Origin of the sequence: Cryobacterium sp. CAN_C2 (genome assembly GCF_015751745.1) — a bacterium.
Classification (GTDB): Bacteria; Actinomycetota; Actinomycetes; order Actinomycetales; family Microbacteriaceae; genus Cryobacterium.
Map to the genome: position 1 here is coordinate 45,560 of NZ_JADOUX010000002.1, position 22,859 is coordinate 68,418.

The 22,859-nt window shown below is 65.4% G+C and carries 22 protein-coding genes, 2 tRNA genes and 1 pseudogene; 12 read left to right on the forward strand and 13 right to left on the reverse strand.

The genetic code is table 11. The features are described from left to right. Positions 1-163: 163 nt before the first annotated feature. The 4 genes from IWX77_RS01820 (at position 164) to IWX77_RS01835 (ending at position 3,796) form a co-directional block, all read left to right on the forward strand. Entirely contained in the window at positions 164-2,242 is a 2,079-nt protein-coding gene (locus IWX77_RS01820) for a glycogen debranching N-terminal domain-containing protein (RefSeq protein WP_196842814.1), read from the forward strand. A gap of 118 nt (positions 2,243-2,360) precedes the next feature. Next, complete coding sequence (locus IWX77_RS01825; protein WP_196842815.1) at positions 2,361-2,768, forward strand: DUF2256 and DUF3253 domain-containing protein; 408 nt, start codon at positions 2,361-2,363, stop codon at positions 2,766-2,768. 273 nt (positions 2,769-3,041) lie between these two features. After that, a complete protein-coding gene (locus IWX77_RS01830) occupies positions 3,042-3,410 on the forward strand; it encodes a hypothetical protein (RefSeq protein WP_196842816.1) in 369 nt (122 codons plus the stop codon). 242 nt (positions 3,411-3,652) lie between these two features. After that, positions 3,653-3,796 carry a GPGG-motif small membrane protein gene (locus IWX77_RS01835; RefSeq protein WP_166786221.1) on the forward strand — a complete coding sequence of 48 codons (144 nt, stop codon included), beginning with the start codon at positions 3,653-3,655 and terminating at the stop codon, positions 3,794-3,796. Positions 3,797-4,153: 357 nt separating this feature from the next. On the opposite strand, the gene IWX77_RS01840 is transcribed toward IWX77_RS01835, so the two are convergent. The 5 genes from IWX77_RS01840 to serS all read right to left on the reverse strand — a co-directional run bounded on the left by IWX77_RS01840 (position 4,154) and on the right by serS (position 8,027). Next, positions 4,154-4,244 (reverse strand) — tRNA-Ser (locus IWX77_RS01840). Positions 4,245-4,332: 88 nt separating this feature from the next. Further along, positions 4,333-5,631, reverse strand: coding sequence for an LCP family protein (locus IWX77_RS01845; RefSeq protein ID WP_196842817.1), 1,299 nt, complete (start codon positions 5,629-5,631; stop codon positions 4,333-4,335). Between the two features lie 100 nt (positions 5,632-5,731). Then, positions 5,732-5,816 (reverse strand) — tRNA-Ser (locus IWX77_RS01850). A gap of 118 nt (positions 5,817-5,934) precedes the next feature. Next, positions 5,935-6,750, reverse strand: a complete 816-nt coding sequence (locus IWX77_RS01855) for an HAD family hydrolase (RefSeq protein ID WP_196842818.1) — start codon at positions 6,748-6,750, stop codon at positions 5,935-5,937. Continuing rightward, a complete protein-coding gene (gene serS / locus IWX77_RS01860) occupies positions 6,747-8,027 on the reverse strand; it encodes a serine--tRNA ligase (RefSeq protein WP_196842819.1) in 1,281 nt (426 codons plus the stop codon). The genes IWX77_RS01855 and serS overlap by 4 nt, the downstream gene beginning before the upstream one ends. Before the next feature lie 63 nt (positions 8,028-8,090). Here serS and IWX77_RS01865 point away from each other — a divergent pair, with 63 nt between their 5' ends. Continuing rightward, entirely contained in the window at positions 8,091-9,086 is a 996-nt protein-coding gene (locus IWX77_RS01865; protein WP_196842820.1) for a diacylglycerol/lipid kinase family protein, read from the forward strand. 24 nt (positions 9,087-9,110) lie between these two features. Here IWX77_RS01865 and pheA read toward each other — a convergent pair whose 3' ends face one another. Next, positions 9,111-10,067, reverse strand: a complete 957-nt coding sequence (gene pheA, locus IWX77_RS01870) for a prephenate dehydratase (protein ID WP_196842821.1) — start codon at positions 10,065-10,067, stop codon at positions 9,111-9,113. Positions 10,068-10,102: 35 nt separating this feature from the next. On the opposite strand from pheA, the gene pgm reads away from it, so the two are divergent. After that, positions 10,103-11,719 carry a phosphoglucomutase (alpha-D-glucose-1,6-bisphosphate-dependent) gene (pgm, locus tag IWX77_RS01875; RefSeq protein WP_196842822.1) on the forward strand — a complete coding sequence of 539 codons (1,617 nt, stop codon included), beginning with the start codon at positions 10,103-10,105 and terminating at the stop codon, positions 11,717-11,719. A 50-nt stretch (positions 11,720-11,769) separates the two neighbouring features. Here pgm and IWX77_RS01880 read toward each other — a convergent pair whose 3' ends face one another. Both IWX77_RS01880 and IWX77_RS01885 read right to left on the reverse strand, forming a co-directional pair. Further along, positions 11,770-12,480, reverse strand: coding sequence for an amidase domain-containing protein (locus IWX77_RS01880; protein ID WP_196842823.1), 711 nt, complete (start codon positions 12,478-12,480; stop codon positions 11,770-11,772). 41 nt (positions 12,481-12,521) lie between these two features. Then, positions 12,522-12,659, reverse strand: coding sequence for a hypothetical protein (locus IWX77_RS01885; RefSeq protein WP_196842824.1), 138 nt, complete (start codon positions 12,657-12,659; stop codon positions 12,522-12,524). Between the two features lie 114 nt (positions 12,660-12,773). Between IWX77_RS01885 and IWX77_RS01890 the strand changes: the two genes are divergently transcribed. Beyond that, on the forward strand, positions 12,774-14,192 hold the full coding sequence (locus tag IWX77_RS01890; RefSeq protein WP_196842825.1) for a GH1 family beta-glucosidase: 1,419 nt from the start codon (positions 12,774-12,776) through the stop codon (positions 14,190-14,192). Positions 14,193-14,256: 64 nt separating this feature from the next. Here the strand turns inward: IWX77_RS01890 and IWX77_RS01895 are convergent. Both IWX77_RS01895 and IWX77_RS01900 read right to left on the reverse strand, forming a co-directional pair. Beyond that, positions 14,257-14,376, reverse strand: a pseudogene (locus IWX77_RS01895) (LLM class F420-dependent oxidoreductase); the annotation flags it as partial. Continuing rightward, positions 14,373-15,278, reverse strand: coding sequence for a DNA-methyltransferase (locus tag IWX77_RS01900; protein ID WP_196842826.1), 906 nt, complete (start codon positions 15,276-15,278; stop codon positions 14,373-14,375). The gene IWX77_RS01900 and the pseudogene IWX77_RS01895, both read right to left, overlap by 4 nt. 49 nt (positions 15,279-15,327) lie before the next feature. On the opposite strand from IWX77_RS01900, the gene IWX77_RS01905 reads away from it, so the two are divergent. Beyond that, entirely contained in the window at positions 15,328-15,666 is a 339-nt protein-coding gene (locus IWX77_RS01905; protein WP_297412924.1) for a GNAT family N-acetyltransferase, read from the forward strand. A gap of 50 nt (positions 15,667-15,716) precedes the next feature. Here the strand turns inward: IWX77_RS01905 and IWX77_RS01910 are convergent, their stop codons facing one another. Both IWX77_RS01910 and IWX77_RS01915 read right to left on the reverse strand, forming a co-directional pair. After that, positions 15,717-16,769 carry a lipoate--protein ligase family protein gene (locus IWX77_RS01910; protein ID WP_196842827.1) on the reverse strand — a complete coding sequence of 351 codons (1,053 nt, stop codon included), beginning with the start codon at positions 16,767-16,769 and terminating at the stop codon, positions 15,717-15,719. Positions 16,770-16,778: 9 nt separating this feature from the next. After that, positions 16,779-17,627 (reverse strand): alpha/beta fold hydrolase, encoded by an 849-nt coding sequence (locus IWX77_RS01915; protein WP_196842828.1) that lies wholly within the window; start codon positions 17,625-17,627, stop codon positions 16,779-16,781. Positions 17,628-17,709: 82 nt separating this feature from the next. On the opposite strand from IWX77_RS01915, the gene IWX77_RS01920 reads away from it, so the two are divergent. Together IWX77_RS01920 and IWX77_RS01925 are read left to right on the forward strand one after the other, a co-directional pair. After that, on the forward strand, positions 17,710-18,216 hold the full coding sequence (locus IWX77_RS01920) for a MarR family winged helix-turn-helix transcriptional regulator (protein ID WP_196842829.1): 507 nt from the start codon (positions 17,710-17,712) through the stop codon (positions 18,214-18,216). Continuing rightward, entirely contained in the window at positions 18,213-19,583 is a 1,371-nt protein-coding gene (locus tag IWX77_RS01925) for an MFS transporter (RefSeq protein ID WP_442784443.1), read from the forward strand. The genes IWX77_RS01920 and IWX77_RS01925 overlap by 4 nt, the downstream gene beginning before the upstream one ends. Before the next feature lie 137 nt (positions 19,584-19,720). On the opposite strand, the gene IWX77_RS01930 is transcribed toward IWX77_RS01925, so the two are convergent. Next, entirely contained in the window at positions 19,721-20,548 is an 828-nt protein-coding gene (locus tag IWX77_RS01930) for an SDR family NAD(P)-dependent oxidoreductase (RefSeq protein WP_196842831.1), read from the reverse strand. A 266-nt stretch (positions 20,549-20,814) separates the two neighbouring features. Between IWX77_RS01930 and IWX77_RS01935 the strand changes: the two genes are divergently transcribed. Together IWX77_RS01935 and IWX77_RS01940 are read left to right on the forward strand one after the other, a co-directional pair. After that, the gene (locus tag IWX77_RS01935; protein ID WP_196842832.1) at positions 20,815-21,711 is read left to right on the forward strand and encodes a DMT family transporter; all 897 of its coding nucleotides are present in this window, start codon (positions 20,815-20,817) and stop codon (positions 21,709-21,711) included. A 174-nt stretch (positions 21,712-21,885) separates the two neighbouring features. Next, positions 21,886-22,809 carry a 2-hydroxyacid dehydrogenase gene (locus IWX77_RS01940; protein WP_196842833.1) on the forward strand — a complete coding sequence of 308 codons (924 nt, stop codon included), beginning with the start codon at positions 21,886-21,888 and terminating at the stop codon, positions 22,807-22,809. Positions 22,810-22,859: the final 50 nt, after the last annotated feature.

A 22,859-nucleotide genomic window follows, 5' to 3' on the forward strand; every position in this document is an offset into this window, starting at 1 on the left:
CCTTGCCATGAGCGGTGATTTGATCGTTCAAAAGTTTGATCGTTCAAATCTTGAGTGCTACGTTACCTGAATACGCGAATCTGTCAACAACCAGTCGCACATCGGGCCTCGAAATGCAGTGCTACCGGGCTCACCGAACCAACGAGGAGTCGTGAACCCAACCATGTCCGAGACACCCCAGCACCCCCACCAGCCCCTGCTCCACGACGAGTTGGTGGCGCTGTCCGCGCCCACCCAGGTCTGGTCCTCCCCCGACGGATCACTGGGCAGCCGCCCCCTGCACGGCATCTACCACTCCGATACCCGCATTGTGGGCGCCCTCACGCTGCTCGTGGGCGGCCAGGTGCCCGAGAATATCTCGCACAGCGTGACGGATGCCGCCACGCTCCGCTTCGTCTCCCTGCTGCGCCACCTCGACGGCCGCGGCGCCGACCCCCGGGTGCTGCTCAACCGGGTACGCCGGGTGCGGGACGGCCGAGTGACCGAGACGATCGAGCTCACCAGCGCCATCACCGACCCGATCGAGACGACCGTGACGCTCGAGCTCACGCCCTCATTCGACATCATCCACGACGTCAAGGGCGGCGTGCACACGCCCGACGTCGTGGTCGCCTCCGTACTCGACGATGTCGGGGTGCACTACTCCTCCGGCGCAATCACGGCCTCGTTCTCCTCCGCAGGCGCCGACCTCGTCGTCGACGCCAACGGGCTGACCACCGCACGTTGGAACGTCACGATCCCCTCCCACGGCAGCGTCAGCGTGAGCTGGGAACTGGACATCGTCGACCCGTCGGCCGTCGTTCGCGGCGCGAGCGGGGCGTCCGACTGGACCGGCGTCACAGCCAGAGCCGACGACTCCCGCCTCGGCGCCTGGGTGGACACCGCACTCAAGGACCTCGCCGGGCTGCGGATGGTCACCCGCGACCAGCCGGACGACGTGTTCCTCGCCGCCGGGGCGCCGTGGTTCTTCACCCTCTTCGGCCGGGACTCGATCTGGGCCGCCCGGATGCTGCTGCCGCTCGGCACCGGCCTCGCCGGGTCGACCCTGCGCGTGCTCGCCGCGCTGCAGGGCACCGAGACGGTCGCCGCGACCGCCGAACAGCCCGGCAAGATCATGCACGAGCTGCGCCCGGGCACCCTCGACATGCCCGGCGAGGAGACCTCCCTGCCGCCGCTCTACTACGGCACCGTCGACGCGACCGCCCTGTGGATCAACCTGCTGCACGACGCCTGGAAGTGGGGTATGCCCGACGCCGAGGTCGAGGCGCTGCTGCCCAACCTCGAAACCGCGCTGGTCTGGATGCGCTCCTACGGCGACAGCGATGGGGACGGCTTCCTCGAATACGTCGACTCGACCGGGCACGGCCTGGCCAACCAGGGCTGGAAGGACTCCGGCGATTCCATCCAGTGGCGGGACGGACGCCTCTCCGAAGGGCCGATCGCGCTCTGCGAGGTTCAGGCCTACGCCTACGAGGCTGCCATCGGCGGCGCGGCTCTGCTCGACCACTTCGGCCGCTCCGGCGGCACGGGCTGGCGCGACTGGGCGGCCGTGCTGAAGACCCGGTTCAACGAGGCGTTCTGGATCGAATCCCCCGACGGCGCCTACCCCGCCGTCGCCCTCGACGCCCACAAGCGGAAGGTCGACACGGTGACCAGCAACATCGGTCACCTGCTCGGCACCGGCATCCTCGACGAGGAAGGCTCGCGCCTGGTCGCCAAGCGCCTGGTCTCCCCCGAGCTGAGCTCCGGCTACGGTCTCCGCACGATGTCAACCGATTCCGCCGGTTACTGGCCGCTGAGCTACCACGGCGGCTCCGTCTGGACCCACGACACCGCGATCGCGATCGCCGGGCTCGGCCGTGCGGGCTTCGGCGCCGAGGCAGCCATCCTGATCGAGGGGCTACTGCGCACCGCGGAGGGCTTCGACTATCGGATGCCGGAACTCCACTCCGGCCACTCGACCGAGGAGACCGCCACCCCGATCCCGTACCCCGCGGCCTGCCGCCCGCAGGCGTGGTCGGCCGCGTCCGCCGTCGCCGTCATCGGCACGATCCTGGGCCTCGAACCCGACGCGCAGGCCGACGAGCTCCGGGTCTCCCCCCTCCCGATCGCCGGGGCGCTCGATGTGCGCGGCCTCGTCTTCGGTGGCCGCAGCTTCGAGCTCGCAACGGATGCCTCCGGCGCGGTGAACCGCAACTCGCTGCTCGAGACGGGAGCCGCCACCCTCGTCGCCAAAGAGTAGGTGTCTCACCGCGGTCGTACTGTCCTCGTCAGACGTCTATCGGCTTGCGTATGGGTGTGACCAGTTCACGACCGGGGTCCCCACCCCTGACAGCGACGGTCCACGGGTGCAGAATGGAATGGTGGCCCACCGACAGCGCGCATCCGACATCGATCAGGTCTCGCCGGTCGAGCGCACCTGCTCGTCCTGCGGCCGTCGGATCACCTGGCGGGCGTCTTGGGCACAGGACTGGGCCAACGTGAAGTACTGCTCCGACGCGTGCCGACGGCACGGAGTTGATGACACCGACCGAGAGTTGGAGCGCACTATCGAGCAACTGCTGTCGACGCGTGCTGGGAATGCCTCGATCTGCCCGTCCGACGTAGCGCGCGCGGTTGGCGGCGAATCGTGGCGCGCTCTCCTGGAGCCGACGCGTCGTGCCGCTCGGCGGATGGTCGCGGCCGGACAGGTGCAGATAACACAGGGCGGCGCGGTCGTGGATCCTTCTGCGGCGAAAGGTCCGATCCGTCTGCGCAAACCGGGGTAGAATTTGCGGCTTTCAGTGCGGGTAGTTTACGTAATTCCCACAGGCCACTCATAGAGCTAAAGGAAACCGAGACGAATAGTTTCGATTCCATCACATCGCCGACTTAATTCCATCTCAGTGCCTGATCGGTCGCCGTCCTAGCGGTGCCGGCCCTCCGTGTAGCGAATGGTGGGTTGCGCCGAGGAATCTGACATACCGACAGCTGACCAGACCCCAACGCCTCGAGGAGCTTGGCACAGCGAACAACTTGGCTTCTGTTGACGCCAACCGAAAATGAGGCCATTTCATCGAAGCGCGCTTATCTCGGAGGCGAGAAGAGCGAAGTACCTCGAGGACAACGACCTCGACGACCTGCCCCTCAGGCTTTCCGACTTCCTCGCGTTCTTTGGGGGACGGAGGAAACAAACCCGGAAGAAGCTTCTCGATGTGGAGTTTGACAAATGGCGGCGTTCCGTGGCCGCTCGATGTGCATTGCCGGACGGCTCCTTACAGCCGACCGCCACAGCGATCACCAACCTCTTTCAGGCAATCGTTCATGCTGATGACGCCGGGCTTCCTGCCAGCGAGCTCGGCGCTGAGCTCGTGGTGCAGCTGCTCGATTTCGCCGGCCGAAATCCGTTCAAGAGGATTGCTAATGGTTAATCTCTCGTAGAGAAATTAACTAATGGGGGCACCTCGCGTGCCCTAACCCCCACCTGTCTGGTGCTTGGGTTCTCTTGGTCGTTTCGCATGGCCGCTAACAGCTGATGACAGAGTCTCACCTCCACGACATTCTGGATAAAACACAGTGGTCAGAGACCGAGCAGGGGGTACGTTCGCTTTAACAGATCAAAAACCGCTGTGGGCGTACGGCCCGTCGGCGCTGAATGAAATGGAGCAGCACCATGGCAACAATTCTCTGGATCATTGCAGTAATCCTTGTTATTGCAGGCATTTTCGCGCTATTTCGACGACAGATTCTCTGGGGTATTGTGCTCATCGTCGTGGGACTGTTGGTTGGTCCAGGTGGCGTGAGCCTCTTCACCTGAGACTGCGGATCGAGTAGCCGTTTCGAGGCGTGGCGAAGCTCCGGAACGGTTTCGGCGTGAAGGATCCACTGACGCTCTTCGTTGTCTGAGCGCTGCATGACGTCGAGGAGACCATAGCTTTTCCTGACACTTGCGATCGTCTCGCGGAGCGGACCGGCATGGACGGGTCTAACCGAGCCTTCCAAACAGGGCGTATCGCTGTTTAAGCAACGATCACGCTCCGAACACGACGTATTTCGGGGCGAACACCTTCAGAAACAGCGCATTAAAGCGAAAACCCGACGATGGGATCGCCGGTTTTTGGTTACCGCAAGAATTTCGTGACCAAATCGCCGGAATTACGTGAATTCCTCAGTGCGGAGACGGTGGGATTTGAACCCACGGTACCCCGTAAAGGGTACTCCACCTTAGCAGGGTGGTGCACTAAGCCGAACTATGCGACGTCTCCTTGGTGTTGCTTGACGCAAACACACTGGTCCATCCTAGCCGCATGGCATCCGTCGTTTACACCACGACGACGGATGCCGCACCGCGCACTATTGGTTTTTGAGCGTGCGGCCCTGGGTGCAGGTGTAGTCGCCCGCGGTTTGCCCGGTCACCTTCTCCGACAAGACGCCAGCCGAATCAGTGGCGGTTGGTTCCGGCGTCCCGGTTGGTTCCGGCGTCGCGGTCGGTTCCGGCGTCGCGGTCGGGTCAACCGGAACGGCCGGCGCTGGATCAGCGGCAACGGGTGCATTGGGATCAGCGGTCGTGCCCCGCCCAGTCGTACCGCTCAGCGTGAGCGGATCATCGGCGGCAACCGCCTGGAACAGGTTATCGAAGGCCGGCTGGGTGGCCGCGACGCCGCCGGCAACATTGCCCGTGGGCACCTGGGCGAAGACAACCTGATTCAGGTCGATGTCCTTGAGCGCAATGGCGATCGAGGCGATCGTCGATACGTTGTTGAGACTGTCGGAAAGGCGCATGTTCGCCGTCACGGCCTTGGCCAGCGAGTACACCTTGGTCGGGTCAGACAGGGTATCCGCGCTCTTGATCGTGCGCACGAGCGACGACATGAACAGCTGCTGGTTATTGATGCGAGTCAGGTCACTGCCGTCGCCAAGCCCGTGTCGGGTCCGCAGAAACTGCAGAGCGTCATACCCCGACAGCGTGTGCTCCCCGACATCGAGGAACATACCGGTGTACTCGTCTTCAATCTTGCTGGCCACACAGACCGGCACGCCGCCGACAGCCGTCGACATGGCCATGACGCCACTGAACTGCACCTCGGCCGCGAACGGAATCGACAGACCGGTCAGCTTTTCGACCGTCGCCACCGTGCAGGCGAGCCCGCCATAGCTGAGCGTCGTGTTGATCTTCTGGCTGCTCATGGCACTGTAGGTGCCGCCTCCCTCTTTCGGGCAGGACGGAATCGCCACGAACATGTCACGCGGAAAGCTGATGACGGAGGCGTTGCTATGGTCTTCGGAGATATGCAGCAGCATCGTCACGTCGTTGAGGTCGCCGGTGGAATCCACTGGACCAAAGGCCGCATCCTGGCCGACCCGACTGTCGCTGCCGACGATGAGCATGTTCACGCCGCCGTTGATGGCGCCGATCGAGGGAACGGGGCCGTTTGACTCATTGGCGAGGTGCACGCTGGGCTGCACGCTCGTGGCGACGTCATAGGTGGCGATGGCGGCCACGGAGAATCCACTGACCAGAACGACGGCCACGCTGGCCGCGATGAACTTTGCCACGGCGACGGCCGCGTTCGACTTCTTCAGCCGACCGTGACGAGCAACGGTTTTGAGGTTCGTTGAACCTGACTTGCGGGGGCGAAGTTGGTCGCTCACTCATGTCCTCTCATCGACTTGTTGGCGTGGTGTGCCTGAGGCGACAATCGTTGTGCGCCGGTCGTATTCAGTGCGGTGAAGCTGCATTGCGCTCGTGCTGCGGAGGGCGTGGGATTCGAACCCACGAGACATTTCTGCCCACCAGTTTTCAAGACTGGCTCCATCGGCCGCTCGGACAGCCCTCCCGGTTGCCCATTCCCCGCGCACAGTACAGCGCAGAAATATTGGGCGAACTGGGCCGATTCTAGCCGATGGCAGATTGCTCAGGCTGACAGAGCAGGCTGACAAACGGCTGGATACCCGTTAGAGCGTGCGTAACACCATGGCGAGGCCGTCGATGGACACGTTGCCGGTGACCTCCGAACCGGCGGCCAGAACATCATCGGGCGACTCTCCCATGACCACACCGCGACCGAATTCGGCGGCCCAGTGCAGCATGTCGATGTCGTTTCGACCGTCACCAACGGCCATTACCCGTTCGCGGGGAATACCGACCGACACCCGCACCCGCTCCATCGCCGTTGACTTGTTCACACCGTCGGGGGCGATGTCGAGCCAGGCCGTCCACCCGATCGCGTAGCTCACCCGGTTCAAACCCATGCGTTCAACGACCTGGAGAAAATCCTCCATGTCGTGATCGGGCGAGATGACGATCACGCGGGTCGCCTGGTGCTTCAGAAGCTCGTCGAAATCGACCCGTTCGCTGTCCATGCCGATCGTCGCATCCGGAATCGGCTCGGTGTAGCGGTAGAAGCCGTGCTCGTCTTCGACCGCAAACCGGGCCGAGCCGAGGTGCGCTCGAATCGAGGTGAGCACGTCGCTCGGGTCGAAGGTTTCGACCCATTCGCGGCGGTAGCCCATGGGCGCGGAGGCGTCGCGGTGCATGGTGATGGCACCGTTGGAGCAGACCACGTAGCGCGGAGAGATGCCGAGTCGGTCAAGCACCGGCAGGGCAGCGGCGGCGGAGCGCCCGGTGGCGAGCATGACCTCGTGGCCGGCAGCGGCGAGCCGGCTAACCTCGTCGATCACGGCCTGGCTGATCGACCCGTCTTCGTGCATGGTGGTGCCATCGATGTCGAGGGCGACGAGCCATGGTTCGGTGGTCACAACGCTGGTCACTTCGCTCCCCGCACCGGGAGGGGCATCAACACATCGAGGCCGCCGAGGTAGGGCCGTAGCGCGTCTGGAACGCGCACCGAACCATCGGCTTGCTGGTGCGTTTCGAGCATCGCGACCAGCCAGCGGGTGGTCGCGAGCGTGCCGTTGAGCGTGGCAACCGGCGCGGTCTTGCCCGAATCGGTGCGATAGCGGATGTCCAGCCGGCGCGCCTGATAGGTGGTGCAGTTGCTCGTGCTGGTGAGCTCGCGGTAGGCGTTCTGGGTGGGGACCCAGGCCTCAATGTCGAACTTGCGGGCGGCGCTCGAGCCGAGGTCGCCCGCGGCGACGTCGATCACTCGGTAGCTCAGGCCGAGGGATTGCAGCATGACCTCCTGCAGGGCGACGAGGCGCTCGTGCTCGGCTTCAGCGTTGTCGGGCAGCACATAGGTGAACATCTCGAGCTTGTTGAACTGGTGCACGCGGATGATGCCGCGGGTGTCTTTTCCGCCCGAGCCGGCTTCGCGGCGGTAGCAGGTGGACCAGCCGGCGTAACGCAGGGGTTCCTCGGACAGGTCGAGGATTTCGTCCTTGTGATATCCGGCGAGCGCGACCTCGCTCGTGCCGGTGAGGTAGAGGTCATCAGCGGGCAGGTAGTAGACCTCGTCGTTGTGTTCGCCGAGAAAGCCGGTGCCATCCATGATCTCGGGGCGCACCAGGGTGGGGGTGATGAGCGGCACGAAGCCGGCTTCGAGGGCCCGGTCGAGCGCCATGTTCATGAGGGCGATCTCGAGGCGGGCACCGATTCCCTTCAGAAAGTAGAACCGGGTTCCGGAGACCTTGGCACCGCGGGCCATGTCGATGGCGCCGAGCAGTTCGCCGAGCTCAAGGTGGTCGCGCGGCTCGAAATCAAAAACTGGTGCCGCTCCGTGAGTGCGCAGGGTCGCGAAGTTGGCCTCGTCGCCCGCGGGAACACCGTCAATGATCGGGTTTGCGATGGTTTTGACGATCGCGGTAAAGCGGGCGTCAGCATCACTGGCAATGACTCCGGCGGCCTTCACCTCGGCGGCAAGGCTCTGCGCTTCGGCGACGAGCGCCTTCTTTTCAGCTCCGGGCGCAGCCGCCACGCGCTTGCCGAACAGGTTCTGCGCGGCGCGCAGGTCTTCAAACGCGGTGATCGTCGAACGTCGTTCGGCGTCGGCGGCGAGCGCGGCATCCACCGCCTCAACGGAGTCGCCACGAGACTCCTGCGAACGCTTGAAGAGGTCAGGGTTTTCGCGTAACAGCACCGGATCAATCACTCGGCCAGTCTACAAGCGTGCGCTGTTGGGCAATCGCGAGTGCAACCCAGTAGCCTAGGCCTCGTGAGCGCCTCCGGAAAACTCAATCAGCACGCCGCCGTCGTCTACAACCCCGTGAAAGTTGACCTCGACAAGCTGCGGGCCAGCGTGGCCACGGCCGAACGAGCCGCCGGCTGGGCTGAAACACAATGGTTTGAAACGAGTGTCGACGATGTCGGTCAGGCGGCGACACGACGGGCCCTCGATGCCAACGCCGCCATGGTGCTCTCGGCCGGCGGCGACGGCACGGTGCGGGCCGTGGCCGAGGCACTGCGTGAGTCTGGCGTGCCCATGGCTATCGTGCCGTCGGGCACCGGCAACCTGCTCGCCCGCAACCTGCTGTTGCCGCTTGGCAGCATCGATGCCGCGACCACGATCGCGTTCAACGGCGTCGATAAGCCCATCGACCTCGGCGTGGCGAGCATGACCACCCAAGCCGGCGCCGTGGAGGAACACGTCTTTCTGGTCATGGCCGGGCTCGGCCTCGACGCTCAGATGATCGCCCACACCCGCGACGACCTCAAGAAGCAGGTGGGGTGGCTCGCCTACGTCGACGGGGTGGCACGAGCGCTGCCCAAAGCGCAGCCATTTCGTATCCGCTACAGCGTGGGGGGGCGAACCGACCGGCCAGCGCAGGTGAGCGCCATTCTCATCGCCAACTGCGGACTACTGCCGGGCAACCTGCAGTTTCTACCCGAGGCGCGCCTCGACGACGGCATTCTCGACATTGCCGTGCTGCAGCCCAAGGGCGTACTCGGTTGGCTGACCATCTGGCGCCGGGTGACCTGGGAGAACGGGGTGCTGAGGCGCTCAGCGGTGGGCCGACGCATGATTCAGGCAACCGAATCATCGAATGAGCGCGTCATGACAACCCTGCGTGGGCCCGATATTCGCATCGTGCTCGAACACGCGCAAGAATTTGAGCTCGACGGCGACGAGTTCGGCCTGGTGCACAAAGTGCGACTGCACGCCGATGCCGACGCGCTCATCGTGCGCGTGCCCGCTGACTCCGGCGCCTGAGCCCGGCGCGCGACTCGGTGCGCTTCAGTCGGTGGGCTCCCCGGCGATCAGGCCACGCAACCAGTCCCTGGCCTCGATGAAGATGCCGTCGTCGTAGCGGGAGGTGAATTCGATCCGGCGCTTGTCGGCTCGCGGATACGACCCGAGAAAGATCACCTTGGGGCTGAAGCGACGAAGGCCGAGTAGCGCGTCAGCGACGCGCTCGTCGAGAATATGTCCGTCAGCGTCAACGACGAAACGGTAGCGGCCGAGGGAATCGCCGATCGGCCGCGATTGAATGAGGCTGAGGTTCACGCCACGGGTGGCGAACTGCTCGAGCATCTCCAGCAGGGCACCCGAACGGTCGCTCGGCAGCTCAATGATGACGCTGGTCTTGTCCGCACCGGTCGGCGCGGCGACTTCCGACGTGCGGGCGACGAGCACGAACCGGGTCACCGCGTTCGGGTTGTCACCGATTTCTGACGCGAGAACGACGAGGTCGTGGTGCTTGTCTATGCCGGGCGGGGCGATCGCGGCATCCGCTTGATTGTTGCCGAGGAGGGCAGACGCGGCGGCGACGTTGCTCGAAGCGGGAATGTGACCGTGGCTCGGCAGTGTGCGTTCGAGCCAGTTGCGGCATTGCCCGTAGGCAACCGGATGCGCGTTGACGACACGCACGTCGGCGAGGGTGGTGCCGGGGCGCGCGACGAGCACGAAATTCACCGGTACGAGATATTCGCCGACGATGCGCAGGTTTGGCACGCTCGCCAGCGCGTCCTGGGTGGCGGTGACGCCGCCGTCGACCGAGTTCTCAATGGCGATCATCGCCGCCTGGCTGCGGCCCGATGCGATGTCGGCGAAGGCCTCGCCGACATTGTTGACCGGGCGCCAGATCTGCCCGCGCGCCTCGGGCACCTGGGCGAGTGCCGCTTCGGTAAACGTACCGGCCGGACCGAGATAACTGTAGGTCTGGCTTGTGGGCGCATTCGGCGAGTCGGGCATGGCTCTCAGCCTACTGGGGGTGCCAGACTGTGCTCATGAGCGAACGAGCGGGAACCCGAGCCCTGGAAACTGATTTGATCGATGTTGATGAGCTGATCAAGGCCTATTACGACCTGAAACCGGATGTGGCGGTGCCGGCCCAGCGGGTCGTCTTTGGCACCTCCGGGCATCGCGGCAGTTCGCTGAACACCGCGTTCAATGAGGATCACATCAGTGCGACGACGCAGGCGATCGTGGAATACCGCGCCGGCCAGGGCATCACCGGCCCGCTCTTCATCGGCACCGACCCGCACGCGCTCAGCGGCCCGGCCTACACGACCGCGCTCGAGGTGCTCGTCGCCAACGGCGTGCGCGTGCTCGTCGACGAGTTCGACGACTACGTACCCACTCCTTCCCTGTCGCACGCGATTTTGGCCTACAACCGCGCCGAGCACGGCGACCTGGCCGACGGCATCGTCGTCACGCCGAGCCACAACCCACCGATGGACGGCGGCTTCAAGTACAACCCGCCGCACGGCGGCCCGGCCGACAGCGACGCCACCTCGTGGATCGCCAACCGGGCCAATGAACTCATCGCCACTGGCCTGGTCGGCGTGCTGATGAGCGAGCCGAGCGCCGTGGAAACCTACGACTTTCGCGGCCACTACGTAAATGACCTCGAGAACATCATCGACATGCAGGCCATCCGCACCAGCGGAATCCGCATCGGGGCCGACCCGCTCGGCGGCGCCAGCGTGGGCTACTGGGGTGCCATCCGCGACCGCTACGAGATCGACCTGGTCGTGGTCAACCCCACCGTCGACCCCACCTGGCGATTCATGACTCTGGACTGGGACGAGAAGATCCGCATGGATCCGTCGAGTGCGTCGGTGATGGCATCCGTTGTCGCCCACAAGGACGAATACGACATTCTCACCGGGAACGACGCCGACGCGGACCGGCACGGCATTGTCACTCCCGACGGCGGCCTGATGAACCCGAACCATTTTCTGGCCGTCGCCGTTGACTACCTGTACAGCCACCGGGAAGGCTGGAAGCCCGACGCCGCTGTCGGCAAGACCCTCGTCTCGTCGACGATGATCGACCGGGTGACCGGCTTTCTTGGCCGCGACCTGTGGGAGGTGCCGGTCGGCTTCAAGTGGTTCGTGCCCGGACTCATCGACGGTTCCGTGGCCTTCGGCGGCGAGGAGAGCGCTGGCGCAAGCTTCGTACGTTTCGATGGAACCGTCTGGACCACCGATAAGGACGGCATTCTGCTCGCCCTGCTTGCTTCCGAGATTCTCGCGGTGACCGGCAAGACTCCCAGCCAGCGCTACGCGGAACTGGCCGAGCACTTCGGCGCTCCGTCCTATGCCCGAGTGGATGCCGCAGCAACGCCCGCGCAGAAGGCAGCGCTGAGCAAGCTCGACGGCTCGATGATCACGGCCACTGAGCTGGCCGGGGAGAAGATCACCGGGGCGTTCAGTGTGGCCCCCGGCAACGGCGCGGCCATCGGCGGCGTCAAGGTGACGACCGAAAATGCTTGGTTCGCGGCCCGGCCCAGTGGCACCGAAGACGTCTACAAGATCTACGCCGAGTCCTTTCTCGGCCCGGAGCACCTGGCCCGGGTGCAGGCCGAGGCGAAGGCAATCGTCGACGACGCGATCGCCTAACCGAGCCCCGCCCTCAGCGCAGCACACGCGGTAGCGTTCACGCGATGCGGTTACGGAACGCTCCAGTAGTACGCTCGGCCGCCCGGGTGGTCGACCGTGATCGCCGTGTCGACCGAGCGGTAATCGGAATCCAGGGTGTGCCCGGCAAACGAGATTGAAATGGTGTCGCCGACCCGCTCTACCCTGGTGACGATCCCGGTGTGATCGCGGTCGCCGGTGTTGTCCCAGTCGAACTGCGCGATGTCACCGACCTTCACCCGGTCGCGCTGCTGATCGGTCAGGGCGGTCGCCTTGCCGGTCGAGGCGATGTAGTTCATGAATGCGGTGGAACTGCGCCAGGCCGCCGAGGCGTCGTAGGCGTTGCCGTTCTTCGGGCTTGACCAGACGCCGTCCATGGTCCAGCCGCGCGCGATCATGGCCTGGCTGGCGAAGTTGACGCAGTCGTTTTCACCGAGAACGCCCCACGCGGCGGCGTTGTAGTTTTCCAGCTTCCAGTGCGCCAAGGCGTAGTCCACCTGTGCGGTTACGGGGGCGCTGAGGGCCGGTTCGGCCGTCGGTTCGACTGCAACGGCAACGGCCGGGTCGGTGGGGGTGGCGCGAGCCGGGTCATCCGTTGCGGCGGGGGTGGCGGCATCCGTTGTCTGCGCGGTGTGCGCCGGGCCCCTGGGACCCTCGAGGGCCTGAACGACGAGCGCGGTCGCGCCGACCGCGAGTGCGGCTCCGATGGCCGTCGTCAGGCCGAGTCGCTGCCACCGGGTCAACTGCACAATGTACTCACTTCGATGGGGAGAGGGGGAAGAGGTCAGGCACTGACTGCGGCGCTCAGGTAAAGCGCGATCGCCGCGAGGGCAACGAGTACTCCAACGATGATGACGCCGATCAGAAACCGGCGTCGGAGACGCCGTTGGTCGGCCTCCGTGGGTTCGTTGTTCTGCAGCATGATTCGAGCTTAGCCGCGACGACTATCAGAGTCCTGAAAGCCCTGCGGCGAGGTGTCGACGAGGATACGGCCCAGTCACTGGTCGAACGCGGCACGGCAGGGTACCGTGACGTCATGTCGCAGATCGAACCCACACCGTTCCCCTGGCCGCGCGGATTCATCTGGGGGTCGGCGACGGCCGCCGCGCAGATCGAGGGCGCCGGCCACGAGGGCGGCAAAGAGGATTCGATCTGGGACACGTTCGCGCGCGTTCCGGGTGCCATCGCGGGCGGTGACGACCTCGAAAGGGCGGTGGATCACTATCACCGCAGGCCCGCTGACGTGCAGCTCATGTCCTCGCTCGGCCTCGACTCCTACCGGTTCTCGACCAGCTGGTCGCGGGTACGACCGGGCGATCGCGCCGTGAACCCGGTGGGGCTCGACTTCTACTCCCGGCTGGTCGACGAACTGCTCGGCGCCGGTATTCTGCCCTGGCTCACGCTCTATCACTGGGACCTGCCGCAGGCCCTCGAAGAGCGGGGGGGCTGGGCCAGCCGCGACACAGCGTACCGGTTCGTTGACTACGCGACGGATGTCTACTCCGCGCTCGGCGACCGGGTCACGCACTGGACTACGTTCAACGAACCGTTCTGCTCCTCGCTGCTCGGTTATGGATCGGGCGTGCACGCGCCGGGCCGGCAGAATGGCCGGGCGGCGGTGGCCGCGGTGCATCACCAGCACCTCGCGCATGGGCTCGCGGTGAACGCGCTGCGGTCAGCCGGGGCCGAGCACCTCGGCATCACGCTCAACCTCACCAATGCCGTGCCGCGGGATGCCGCCGACCCGGTCGACGTCGAGGCGGCCCGGAGGCTCGATTCGCTCGCGAACCGAATCTTTCTCGACCCGCTGCTGCGCGGCGCCTATCCGGACGACATCCTGCGCGACCTTGAGCCGTTCGGCCTGGCCGAGGTCATCCATTCTGACGACCTGGCAATCATCGGCGCTCCGCTGGATTTTCTGGGCGTCAACCATTATCACGATGACCTCGTGAGTGGGCATGCGGATGTCTCGGCGAGCGACGGACACACCGGTGGCGCCACCCGACCGGTCGGGTCACCCTGGATCGGATCGGAGTACATCACCTTTCCCAGCCGCGGGCTGCCGCGCACCGCGATGGACTGGGAGGTCAACCCCGACGGGCTGCGCCTGCTGCTGGTGCGGCTCGGCCAGGAGTACGACCGGCTACCGCCACTCTATGTGACCGAGAATGGCGCGGCCTACGACGACGCGGTGGGCGCCGACGGCGCTGTGCACGACGCCCTGCGCACCGACTACATCGCGGCGCACATCAACGCGATGGGCGAGGCGATTGCGGCCGGCGCCGACGTGCGGGGGTACTTCGTCTGGTCGCTGCTCGACAACTTTGAGTGGTCGTACGGCTACGAAAAACGGTTCGGTATCATTCGGGTCGACTATGACACGCTCGAGCGCACGGTGAAAGACAGCGGGCGCTGGTATGCCTCGCACATTCGGGCGGTGCACGCGGGGGTCTGACCAACGAGCTGCTCGCCTCAGTTCAGCTGCGGAACGACCCCAGCGGCGAGACGATCGTGTGCCACCAGACATCCGTCGGGCCGGGCAGGCCGTCGCCCTCACCCACGACCTGATAATGGTCGCTGCGCAAGAAGGCGTCGAAGCCGGCACCCTGCTGGGGCGCGGTGAAAATGCGAAGTCTCACCCGTTCTTCTCGGGTTCAGCGGGTAGTTCAAGGAATTCGACACCGGAAACCGATTCGAAGCGCGCACGCATGACAGCGAGCGCTTCGGGGTTCTGGTCGATGAGCACAAAGCGGCGGCCAAGCGCGGCCGCGACCGCGCCGGTCGTGCCGCTACCGGCGAAGAAATCGAGCACCCAGTCATTCTCCCGACTCGATGCCTGGATGATGCGGCGCAATATTCCAATCGGCTTCTGGGTGGGGTAGCCGGTTTTCTCCTTACCGGTGGGCGAGACGATCGTGTGCCACCAGACATCCGTCGGCAGTTTGCCCCTGGCCACTTTTTCGGGCGTGACCAGGCCGGGCGCCATGTACGGCTCGCGATCGACCGTGGTCGAGTCGAAGAAGTACCGGGCCGGGTTTTTCACGTAGACCAGAATCGTGTCGTGCTTGGTCGGCCACTTGTTCTTGGATTTCGCGCCGTAGTCGTAGGCCCAGATGAGCTCGTTGAGAAAACTCTCACGGCCGAACAGGGCGTCGAGCAGCACCTTGGCGTAGTGCGCTTCGCGGTAGTCGAGGTGCAGGTAGAGCGTGCCGTCATGTGCGAGCAGGCGCCACGCCTCGATCAGGCGCGGCTCCAAAAAGGCCCAATAATCGTCGAATTGGTCGTCATAGCCGAGCACGTCGCCTTTGATGCGTTCGTAACGCTGCCCCTTGAACCCCGTGATCGTGCCGACCGCGTGCGAGCCGTCGGTGCTGACCGAGCGCACCGAGGTGGTGCTCTGTCGTTTCTGCGATCGGCCGGTGTTGAACGGCGGGTCGAGATAGATCAGGGTGAAAGCGCCATCGGGCAGGCTCGGCAGCACCTCGAGATTGTTGGCGTGGATGACGCGGCTCGGGCTGGTCGGTGTCCACGCGGTTGGCATTTGTCCATTCTTTCAGCCTCCGCGCCAACAATCGGTTTAGTCTGTCGTGGTGACTGCTGAATCGACAACCATTCACTCGCAGAATCTGGCCGAGCTGGGCCTATTGATGGTGCGCCGCGAACCCGAGCAGAGCCGCTACACGGTGTGGCTCGGCGGCGAGACCGTGGGGCTCGCTGACTACGTCACGACATCGAATGCCGTGCATTTCACTCACACAGAGATCGATCCGGCGCAGCGTCAACTCGGTGTGGCGAGCATTCTCATCGAGCAGGCGCTCGACGACGTGCGTGCGCGCACCGACCTCGCCGTGGTACCGGCCTGCTCGTACGTTGCGCACTGGATCGACACCCACGCTGAATACCAAGACCTGCTGACGCGCGGACGGTAACGGCGAGCGGACGCTCTGGGCCCGGCCGGCAGCACCCGCTCGTGGCGCTTTCAGGGCACCCGCGCCAGCCAGGCCTCGGTGCTGAACTTATTGGCGACGAGCTCGGTGGCCTTGGCATATTCCTCGGTGGTGACGTCATCCTCGGTGGCATCGTAGAGACCGATGAAGGTCTCCTTCATGCGGTCGATGATCGCGGCCCGGCTGAGGCCGGTTTGCCTGCGCAGCGGGTCGACGCGCTTGGCGGCGCTCGTGATGCCCTTGTCGCTGAGCTTCTCCCGGCCGATGCGCAGCACCTGCACCATCTTTTCGCCGTCCATGTCGTAGCTCATGGTGACGTGGTGCAGCACGGCGCCACTGCCGAGGCGCTTCTGCGCGGCACCGCCGATCTTGCCGGTCGGGCTCGTGATGTCGTTGAGCGGCTGGTAGAACGCATCGATACCGAGTGATTTGAGGGCGATGATGAGCCACTCGTCGAGAAACGCGTACGAGTCGGCGAAGCTCATGCCCTGCACGAGGTCGGTCGGTGCATAAATCGAATAGGTGATGACCGAGCCGGCCTCCATGAACATGGCGCCGCCGCCGCTGATGCGCCGCACCACGGTGAAACCGTATTTCGCGGCGTTCTCCGGGTCGACCTCGTTCTTGAGCGATTGAAAACTGCCAATGACCACGGCCGGCTCATTCCACTCCCAGATGCGCAGGGTGGGACCGCGGCGTCCTTCGCCGACCTCGGTCGCGAGCACCTCGTCGAGGGCCATCTGCAGCACGGGCGCGTCGGGCATCTGCGAATGGATGATCTGCCAGTCATAGTCCCGCCAGGTGCTCGCCTGAGCGAGTGAACGGCGAATCGCGACCGCCACCGCCTCCGGTGAAAAGCCCAGCAGAATGGCGCCACTCGGCAATGCATCGCGCACGGCAGCGGCGATTGTGGCCGCCGAGCTGCCGGCCGGCAGGCCGGTCACGGCGGCATTGATGTCTTCGAGGGCATCGTCGGGCTCGAGAAAGAAGTCCCCGGCCAGACGAAAGTTCGTGATGACATCGTCGATGACATCGAGATCGACGACGACCAGTTTGCCGCCCGGAACCTTATATTCACCATGCATGAAACCAGCCTACGGCTTACGCGGAAAGCGCGCGTCGAGCCAGGCCACCAGGTCGCCGATCACCTCGTCGCGGTTGGTCTCGTTGAAGACCTCGTGCCGCGCTCCCGGATACACGACCAATTGCACATCCCGCAGCCCGGAGCGCCGGATATAGGCGTTCACCAGTTTGAGCGCACTGCGCTCCCCGCCAACGGTGTCGTCGCCGCCGACGAGCACCAGCAGCGGCAGGGTACCCGGCAAATCACGGGCTGGCCGACCGAACAGGCGGGCGGCCTCGCGAAAGCCGAACAGCTTCGCGAGCGGCGTCGCCGTGGTCAGCGGGTCAGCCACAAAGCCGTGCGCGACGGCTGGGTCCCGGCTGAGCCACTCGACCCCGGTCGTACCGAGCGTCTGGTGTTTACGGTTGAGGTCGCCGCCGTCGAGGTAACCGGGCCAGCGGTACGCGGTGCCCGAGAGCACAATGGCGTCGTATTCCGCGGCATGCTCGTTGACGATCATCTGCACCATGAACGATCCCCAGCTGTGCCCGAGCAGCACGAGTGGCAGCGCCGGGTGCTGTGTGCGGATGATTCCGCTCAGCTGATGCACGCCGGCCACGGCAGCGCGCAGCCCGCCCGTGCCGAGCCGACCGAGCTGGGTATGGTCGCCGCCGTGTTGGGCGAGTCCGGTCTGGCCGTGGCCGAGGTGGTCGTCGGCGTAGACCGTATACCCGGCGCGGTTGAGGTCGGCGGCGAGCGCAGCATAGCGCTGGGCATGCTCACCGACGCCGTGCGCGAGTTGAACGACAGCTCGGGCAGCATCGACCGGCCAGAGGTAATAGGTGATAACCAGGCCAGAGGCATCCGTATATGTGGGCACGAGGCCAGTCTGCCCTGTTCGGAGCCGCTGGGGACAGGAAAACAATATACTTAGCGAGGCTAATTTGCTATGCTAAGTATCTATGGAATCGCGAACGCACCCGAAATCCGCAGCCCTGGGCGTCATCAAGGCGCTGCAGCCGGCCACCGCACACCGGCCGGCCGCAGCGCCCAACACCGCCGAACTCAGCCACGAATTTCGCCTGGCCAATGGCCGTCTGGCGCGGCGCCTACGTCAGGAGAAGGCCGACAACGAGTTGGGGAGCGGCCAGTTCTCGGCGCTCGGCGCGCTCTACGTGCACGGCCCGCTGACGCTCACCGAACTCAGCGAGTTCGAGCGGGTCACCCCACCGTCGATGACCCGCACCGTGAAGTGCCTCGTCGATGCCGGCCTCGTCACCCGCACCGATTCCACGCTCGATGGCCGCAAGATTGTGCTCAGTACAACGGATGCCGCGAGCGAAATGATGACCGAAACCCGCAAGCGCCGAGATGCCTGGCTGGTGCAACGCGTCGCCCAGCTCAGCCCCGAACAGCATCGCGTTCTCGCCGACGCAACCCTGATCATGAAGGAGCTCGCCGACAGTTGAGTGCCATGTTTCGCTCGCTGAGCGTTGTTAATTACCGCATCTGGTTCGCCGGAGCTTTGGTGTCGAATATTGGCACCTGGATGCAGCGCACCGCGCAGGACTGGATCGTGCTGACCCAGCTCACCGACTATAACGCCACCGCGGTCGGCATCACCATGGCGCTCCAGCTCGGCCCGATGTTGCTGCTCATGCCGTGGTCTGGCCTGATCGCCGACCGGTTCAATCGGCGCAAGCTGCTCATTCTCACCCAGACCCTGATGGGGCTGCTGGCCCTCGGCCTCGGCATTCTTTCTGTCACCGGGGTCGTTGAGCTGTGGCACGTGTACCTGTTTGCTTTCGGCCTCGGCGTCGTCGCCGCGATCGACGCGCCGGCTCGCCAGACGTTCGTCTCCGAGCTCGTCGCCGAAGAGAACCTCTCGAACGCGGTCGCACTCAACTCGGCGTCGTTCCACGGTGCTCGCCTGATCGGACCGGCCGCTGCCGGCCTGCTCACGGTCGCCGCCGGTGCCGGCTGGGTATTCATGATCAACACCGTCACCTTCGCCGCGACCGTCTTCGCGATGACTCTGCTGCGCACGCACCAGCTGCGCCGCCAGCCCAAAATCTCCCGCGAGCGCGGGCAGCTCATGGCCGGCTTCCGTTATGTGCGCGGGCGTTCCGACATTATCGTGGTCATGATCGCGGTCTTTCTGATCGGCACATTTGGACTCAACTTCGCCATCTTCACCTCGACCATGGCCACGATTGAATTCGGCCGGGGGGCCGCAGAATTCGGCCTGCTCAGCTCAATCATGGCCATTGGCGCCGTCGCCGGATCGCTGCTCGCCGCCCGGCGCAGTCGGGCCCGCTTGCGGCTCATCGTGCTCGGCGCCGCCCTGTTCGGAATCGCCTGCGCACTGTCCGCGATCATGCCCACCTATGCGAGTTTCGCCGTCTCTCTCGTGCTCATCGGATTGTCCGCGCTCACGCTCATGACGACCGCGAACGCCTACGTGCAGACCACGACCCGCCCCGAGATGCGCGGCCGCGTGATGGCGCTCTACATGGCCATCTTCGTCGGCGGCACTCCCCTCGGTGCACCGCTCGTCGGCTGGGTAGCGGATGCCTGTGGCCCGCGCTGGGCGCTCGGCGTCGCCGCGATCTCCGGCCTGTTGGCCGCAGCCGTCGTGCTGTTCTGGATGGTGCGCTATCGCCGACTACGGGTGCAATTGCATCCGTTCACCGCGCCCCGGGTGCGCGTGCTGCACTCCGGCGATGGGCGTGACCTGCAGCCGTCCAGGGACCGGGACCGGGAGACTGCCGCCGAACTCAACCGTGAGACCGCCACCCGCGAGATCGCGATCGTCGAGGCCACCGTCCCGCGCTGAGTTCTTTTTTTTCTGTCCGGGCTCGGGCCCGGAACGTGACTCGGGGCGGGGTGCGGGGTGCGGGGTGCGGCAGATTGCACTGGGGTGGTTAGCGGCCCGGCACGAATCCGGCGGGCTGAGCGCCCACCAGGAACCTCCTAGATGCTGCGGTGGTCGCGGACCGCGAGTTCGAGGGCCTCGAGGCCGGGCGCGAGGGCGGCATCCACGGCCAGGGGGTCGGTGATATTCAGCTGCTGCATCGCCCGGCGGCCTTCCGGCGCGGTGTTGATTTCATGCTCGCCCGCCTCCAGCGCCGCAATCAGGTCGGTGATGACGTCAGCGAGCGATCGGCGCTCCCACCCAAGGTCGGCACCGGCGTTCTGCGAGGTCATCATGGCCGTGTCCGTCGCGCCGGGATACACGGTGGCAACATGCACGCCGGTTCCGATCAGCTCGCGGCGCAGCGATTCGCCGAACTGCGCGATGCCCGACTTCGTTGCCGCGTAGATCGAGTAGAACGGCATCCCGACGAGCGCAATCCCGCTGGAAATGTTCAGGAGAATGCTGCCACGGCCCTGCCCACTTCGTCGAAGGGCGGGAAGGAGGCTCTTGGTCAGCAGGATCGGGGCGGTGAGATTCAGATCGATCATCGCGTGGACATCCGCGTCGGCGGTCACGTCGAGTCGACCGGCTCGCACGTTTCCGGCGTTGTTGATGAGGAGGTCAACGACACTCCAGGGTGCAACCGCCTCCGCGATTCGCTCCACGGCGCCCGGCGCGGTCAGGTCTTCGACCAGGAGCTGAGTCGTTCCGCCCTCGGCGGCAACGAGCCGCGCGGTTTCGGTGAGGGTGGCGAGCTGACGGCCAACCAGGAGCAGGTGTCCGCCGCGTCGACCGAATTCGAGCGCGAGCGCCCGGCCGATGCCCTGTCCGGCACCGGTGATGATTCCGCGTCGATTGGTGAGATCAACAGTGTTGAGGTCCATGAGCGAGCTTCTTTCCGTTGGTTTCGCGGGGTGACAGCATTCGGGCTGTCCCGATCGCCGCCACACGTGCTCCTCTAGTCAACAGGCCACCTCGGTGAAAATTCCCGGTTCGCCCGCACCGGTCGACAGCGCCGGGATGATGGTCGCGCGCGGTCTAGGGTCGAAGGAGACCGTTCACCGAACGTCAGGTACACGATGACCCATTCCACGCCAGCCCTCCTCGGTCCGGTTCGCCGTGGCCGCGCGACCACCGGGGCGGGCTCCACATGAGGGCAACAATCGCGCTCGTTCTCGCCACACTCATGTGGGCCGGGAACTACCTCGTCGGCAGTATCGCGGTGCAGACCATGTCACCGGTGGAACTCACCTGGCTCCGCTGGCTGCTGGCCTGCGCGCCACTGCTGATCCTCGCCCAGGTCGTCGAGAGGCCCGACTGGCGACAGGTACTGCGCCATTGGCCGCGCCTTCTGCTGCTCGCCGGTCTCGGCGTGGGCGGCTACAACCTGCTGCTCTATACGGCTCTGCAGTACACGACCCCGCAGTCCGCCTCACTCATCAACGCGGCGAACCCGGCGGTGATGGTCGTGCTCGCCGCGCTTCTGCTGCGGGAACGTATCGGCTGGCGCGGAATCGCGGGGCTCGTACTCGGCCTCTTCGGAGTCGTGTTGATCATCACAAATGGCGCCCTCGCATCCGTTTTGACTCGACTACCAAACGCGGGCGACGTGCTCATGGTGGGCGCGATCGTGGTGTGGAGCCTCTACACCATCGTGGGCCGGGGGCTTCCTGTGCCACCGATCACCGCCACGGCCGTTCAGGGTACCCTCGTCGCGGTGTTACTCGCACCGGTCGCCGTTCTCAGCGGGGCACGTTGGCCAGCGGATGCCCAGATCGGCTGGGCTGTGATCTTCATCGCCATCTTCCCATCGATCGGCTCCTACGTGCTCTGGAACTCGGCCCTGAAGACCATTCCACCGGGGCGTGCGGGGCTGTTTCTCAACCTCATCACCGTATTCACCGTGATCATCGCAGTGATTCTCGGCGCGCAGCTCACTACGCCGCAGCTGATCGGAGGCGTGATCGTGTTCGCCGGGGTCGGCCTGAGCACCCTGCGGCGAGCGACGGCCACCGTGCCGCAGCCGCGGGAACGCCTGCGGCGGTAAGGGGCGGGGCGCAGGGGCTAGGCACCGGGGGCAAGGCGCAGGGGGCGAGGCGCCGGGGCCACCTGCGCCAATCGCACCCTCCCGGGCAGCGGGACGATGTGACGGCCGCCGGTCGACCAGTACGCGACCTGGGGCACGCGGCGACAGCACCGGTGTCGCGTCTAGGCTTGACCGATGAGCCCCCTTGCGTTGCGCGTCAGCCTGCCCGAGTCCGACCTGCGCGAGGCGCTCGGGCACATCGACGGTGTGGAGTTCGTACAGTGGTCGATGGAGGGCCCCGCTCCCGCTCCCGAGATAGACCTCGTGGTGACGCCGTACATGGGCGCCGCCAACCGGATGGCGCACCTCGCCGGCGTCGAGACCCGGCTCGTGCAGAGCCAATCCATCGGCTACGACGGCATCGACCAGCTGCTTCCGGCTGGTCATGTCTTCGCCAACGCAGCGACCGTGCACGAGACATCGACGGCTGAACTCACCCTTGCGCTCATCCTCGCCGCACAGCGGGGAATCCCCGACTTCGTTCGCGCCGCGCAGCAGGGCGACTGGGCGCCGGCGCACCACCCGAGCCTCGCCGATCGCACCGTGCTGCTCATAGGGTACGGCGGAGTCGGAGCCGCGATCGAGGCTCGGCTGCTCGCCTTCGAGACCACGGTGGTTCGGGTCGCGCGCACCGCCCGCACCGATGCGCGCGGCGAGATCTACGCCATGGACGCACTCCCGGAATTGCTGCCACGGGCCGACGTCGTCGTGATCGGTGTGCCGCTGAGCGAGTCCACCACCCATCTCGTCGACGATGCCTTCCTCTCGCGCATGAAAGACGGCGCCCTGCTCGTGAACATCGCGCGCGGCCCGGTCGCCGATACCGACGCGCTGCTGGCCCACGCCGGCAGCGGGCGTCTGCGGCTCGCGCTCGACGTGACGGATCCTGAGCCGCTGCCCCACGGGCATCCGCTCTTTGCGCTGCCCAACGTGCTCGTCACGCCGCATGTCGGCGGCGCGACGAGCGCGATGCGCCCGCGCATGGTTCGCCTCATTCGCGACCAAATAGAGCGGATGCAGCGTGGTGACGCCCCCGCGAACGTCGTGCTGCGCAGCTAGCTCGATTCACGTACAAAACGTCGAGGCGGGCGACGTCACCGGAGGACGAA

Coding starts and splice junctions, on each gene's coding strand:
- IWX77_RS01820 (WP_196842814.1), top strand. CDS start 164: ATGTCCGAGACACCCCAGCACCCCCACCAGCCCCTGCTCCACGACGAG.
- IWX77_RS01825 (WP_196842815.1), top strand. CDS start 2,361: ATGGTGGCCCACCGACAGCGCGCATCCGACATCGATCAGGTCTCGCCG.
- IWX77_RS01830 (WP_196842816.1), top strand. CDS start 3,042: ATGAGGCCATTTCATCGAAGCGCGCTTATCTCGGAGGCGAGAAGAGCG.
- IWX77_RS01835 (WP_166786221.1), top strand. CDS start 3,653: ATGGCAACAATTCTCTGGATCATTGCAGTAATCCTTGTTATTGCAGGC.
- pheA (WP_196842821.1), bottom strand. CDS start 10,067: ATGCCCGACTCGCCGAATGCGCCCACAAGCCAGACCTACAGTTATCTC.
- pgm (WP_196842822.1), top strand. CDS start 10,103: ATGAGCGAACGAGCGGGAACCCGAGCCCTGGAAACTGATTTGATCGAT.
- IWX77_RS01885 (WP_196842824.1), bottom strand. CDS start 12,659: ATGCTGCAGAACAACGAACCCACGGAGGCCGACCAACGGCGTCTCCGA.
- IWX77_RS01890 (WP_196842825.1), top strand. CDS start 12,774: ATGTCGCAGATCGAACCCACACCGTTCCCCTGGCCGCGCGGATTCATC.
- IWX77_RS01900 (WP_196842826.1), bottom strand. CDS start 15,278: ATGCCAACCGCGTGGACACCGACCAGCCCGAGCCGCGTCATCCACGCC.
- IWX77_RS01910 (WP_196842827.1), bottom strand. CDS start 16,769: ATGCATGGTGAATATAAGGTTCCGGGCGGCAAACTGGTCGTCGTCGAT.
- IWX77_RS01920 (WP_196842829.1), top strand. CDS start 17,710: ATGGAATCGCGAACGCACCCGAAATCCGCAGCCCTGGGCGTCATCAAG.
- IWX77_RS01930 (WP_196842831.1), bottom strand. CDS start 20,548: ATGGACCTCAACACTGTTGATCTCACCAATCGACGCGGAATCATCACC.
- IWX77_RS01935 (WP_196842832.1), top strand. CDS start 20,815: ATGAGGGCAACAATCGCGCTCGTTCTCGCCACACTCATGTGGGCCGGG.
- IWX77_RS01940 (WP_196842833.1), top strand. CDS start 21,886: ATGAGCCCCCTTGCGTTGCGCGTCAGCCTGCCCGAGTCCGACCTGCGC.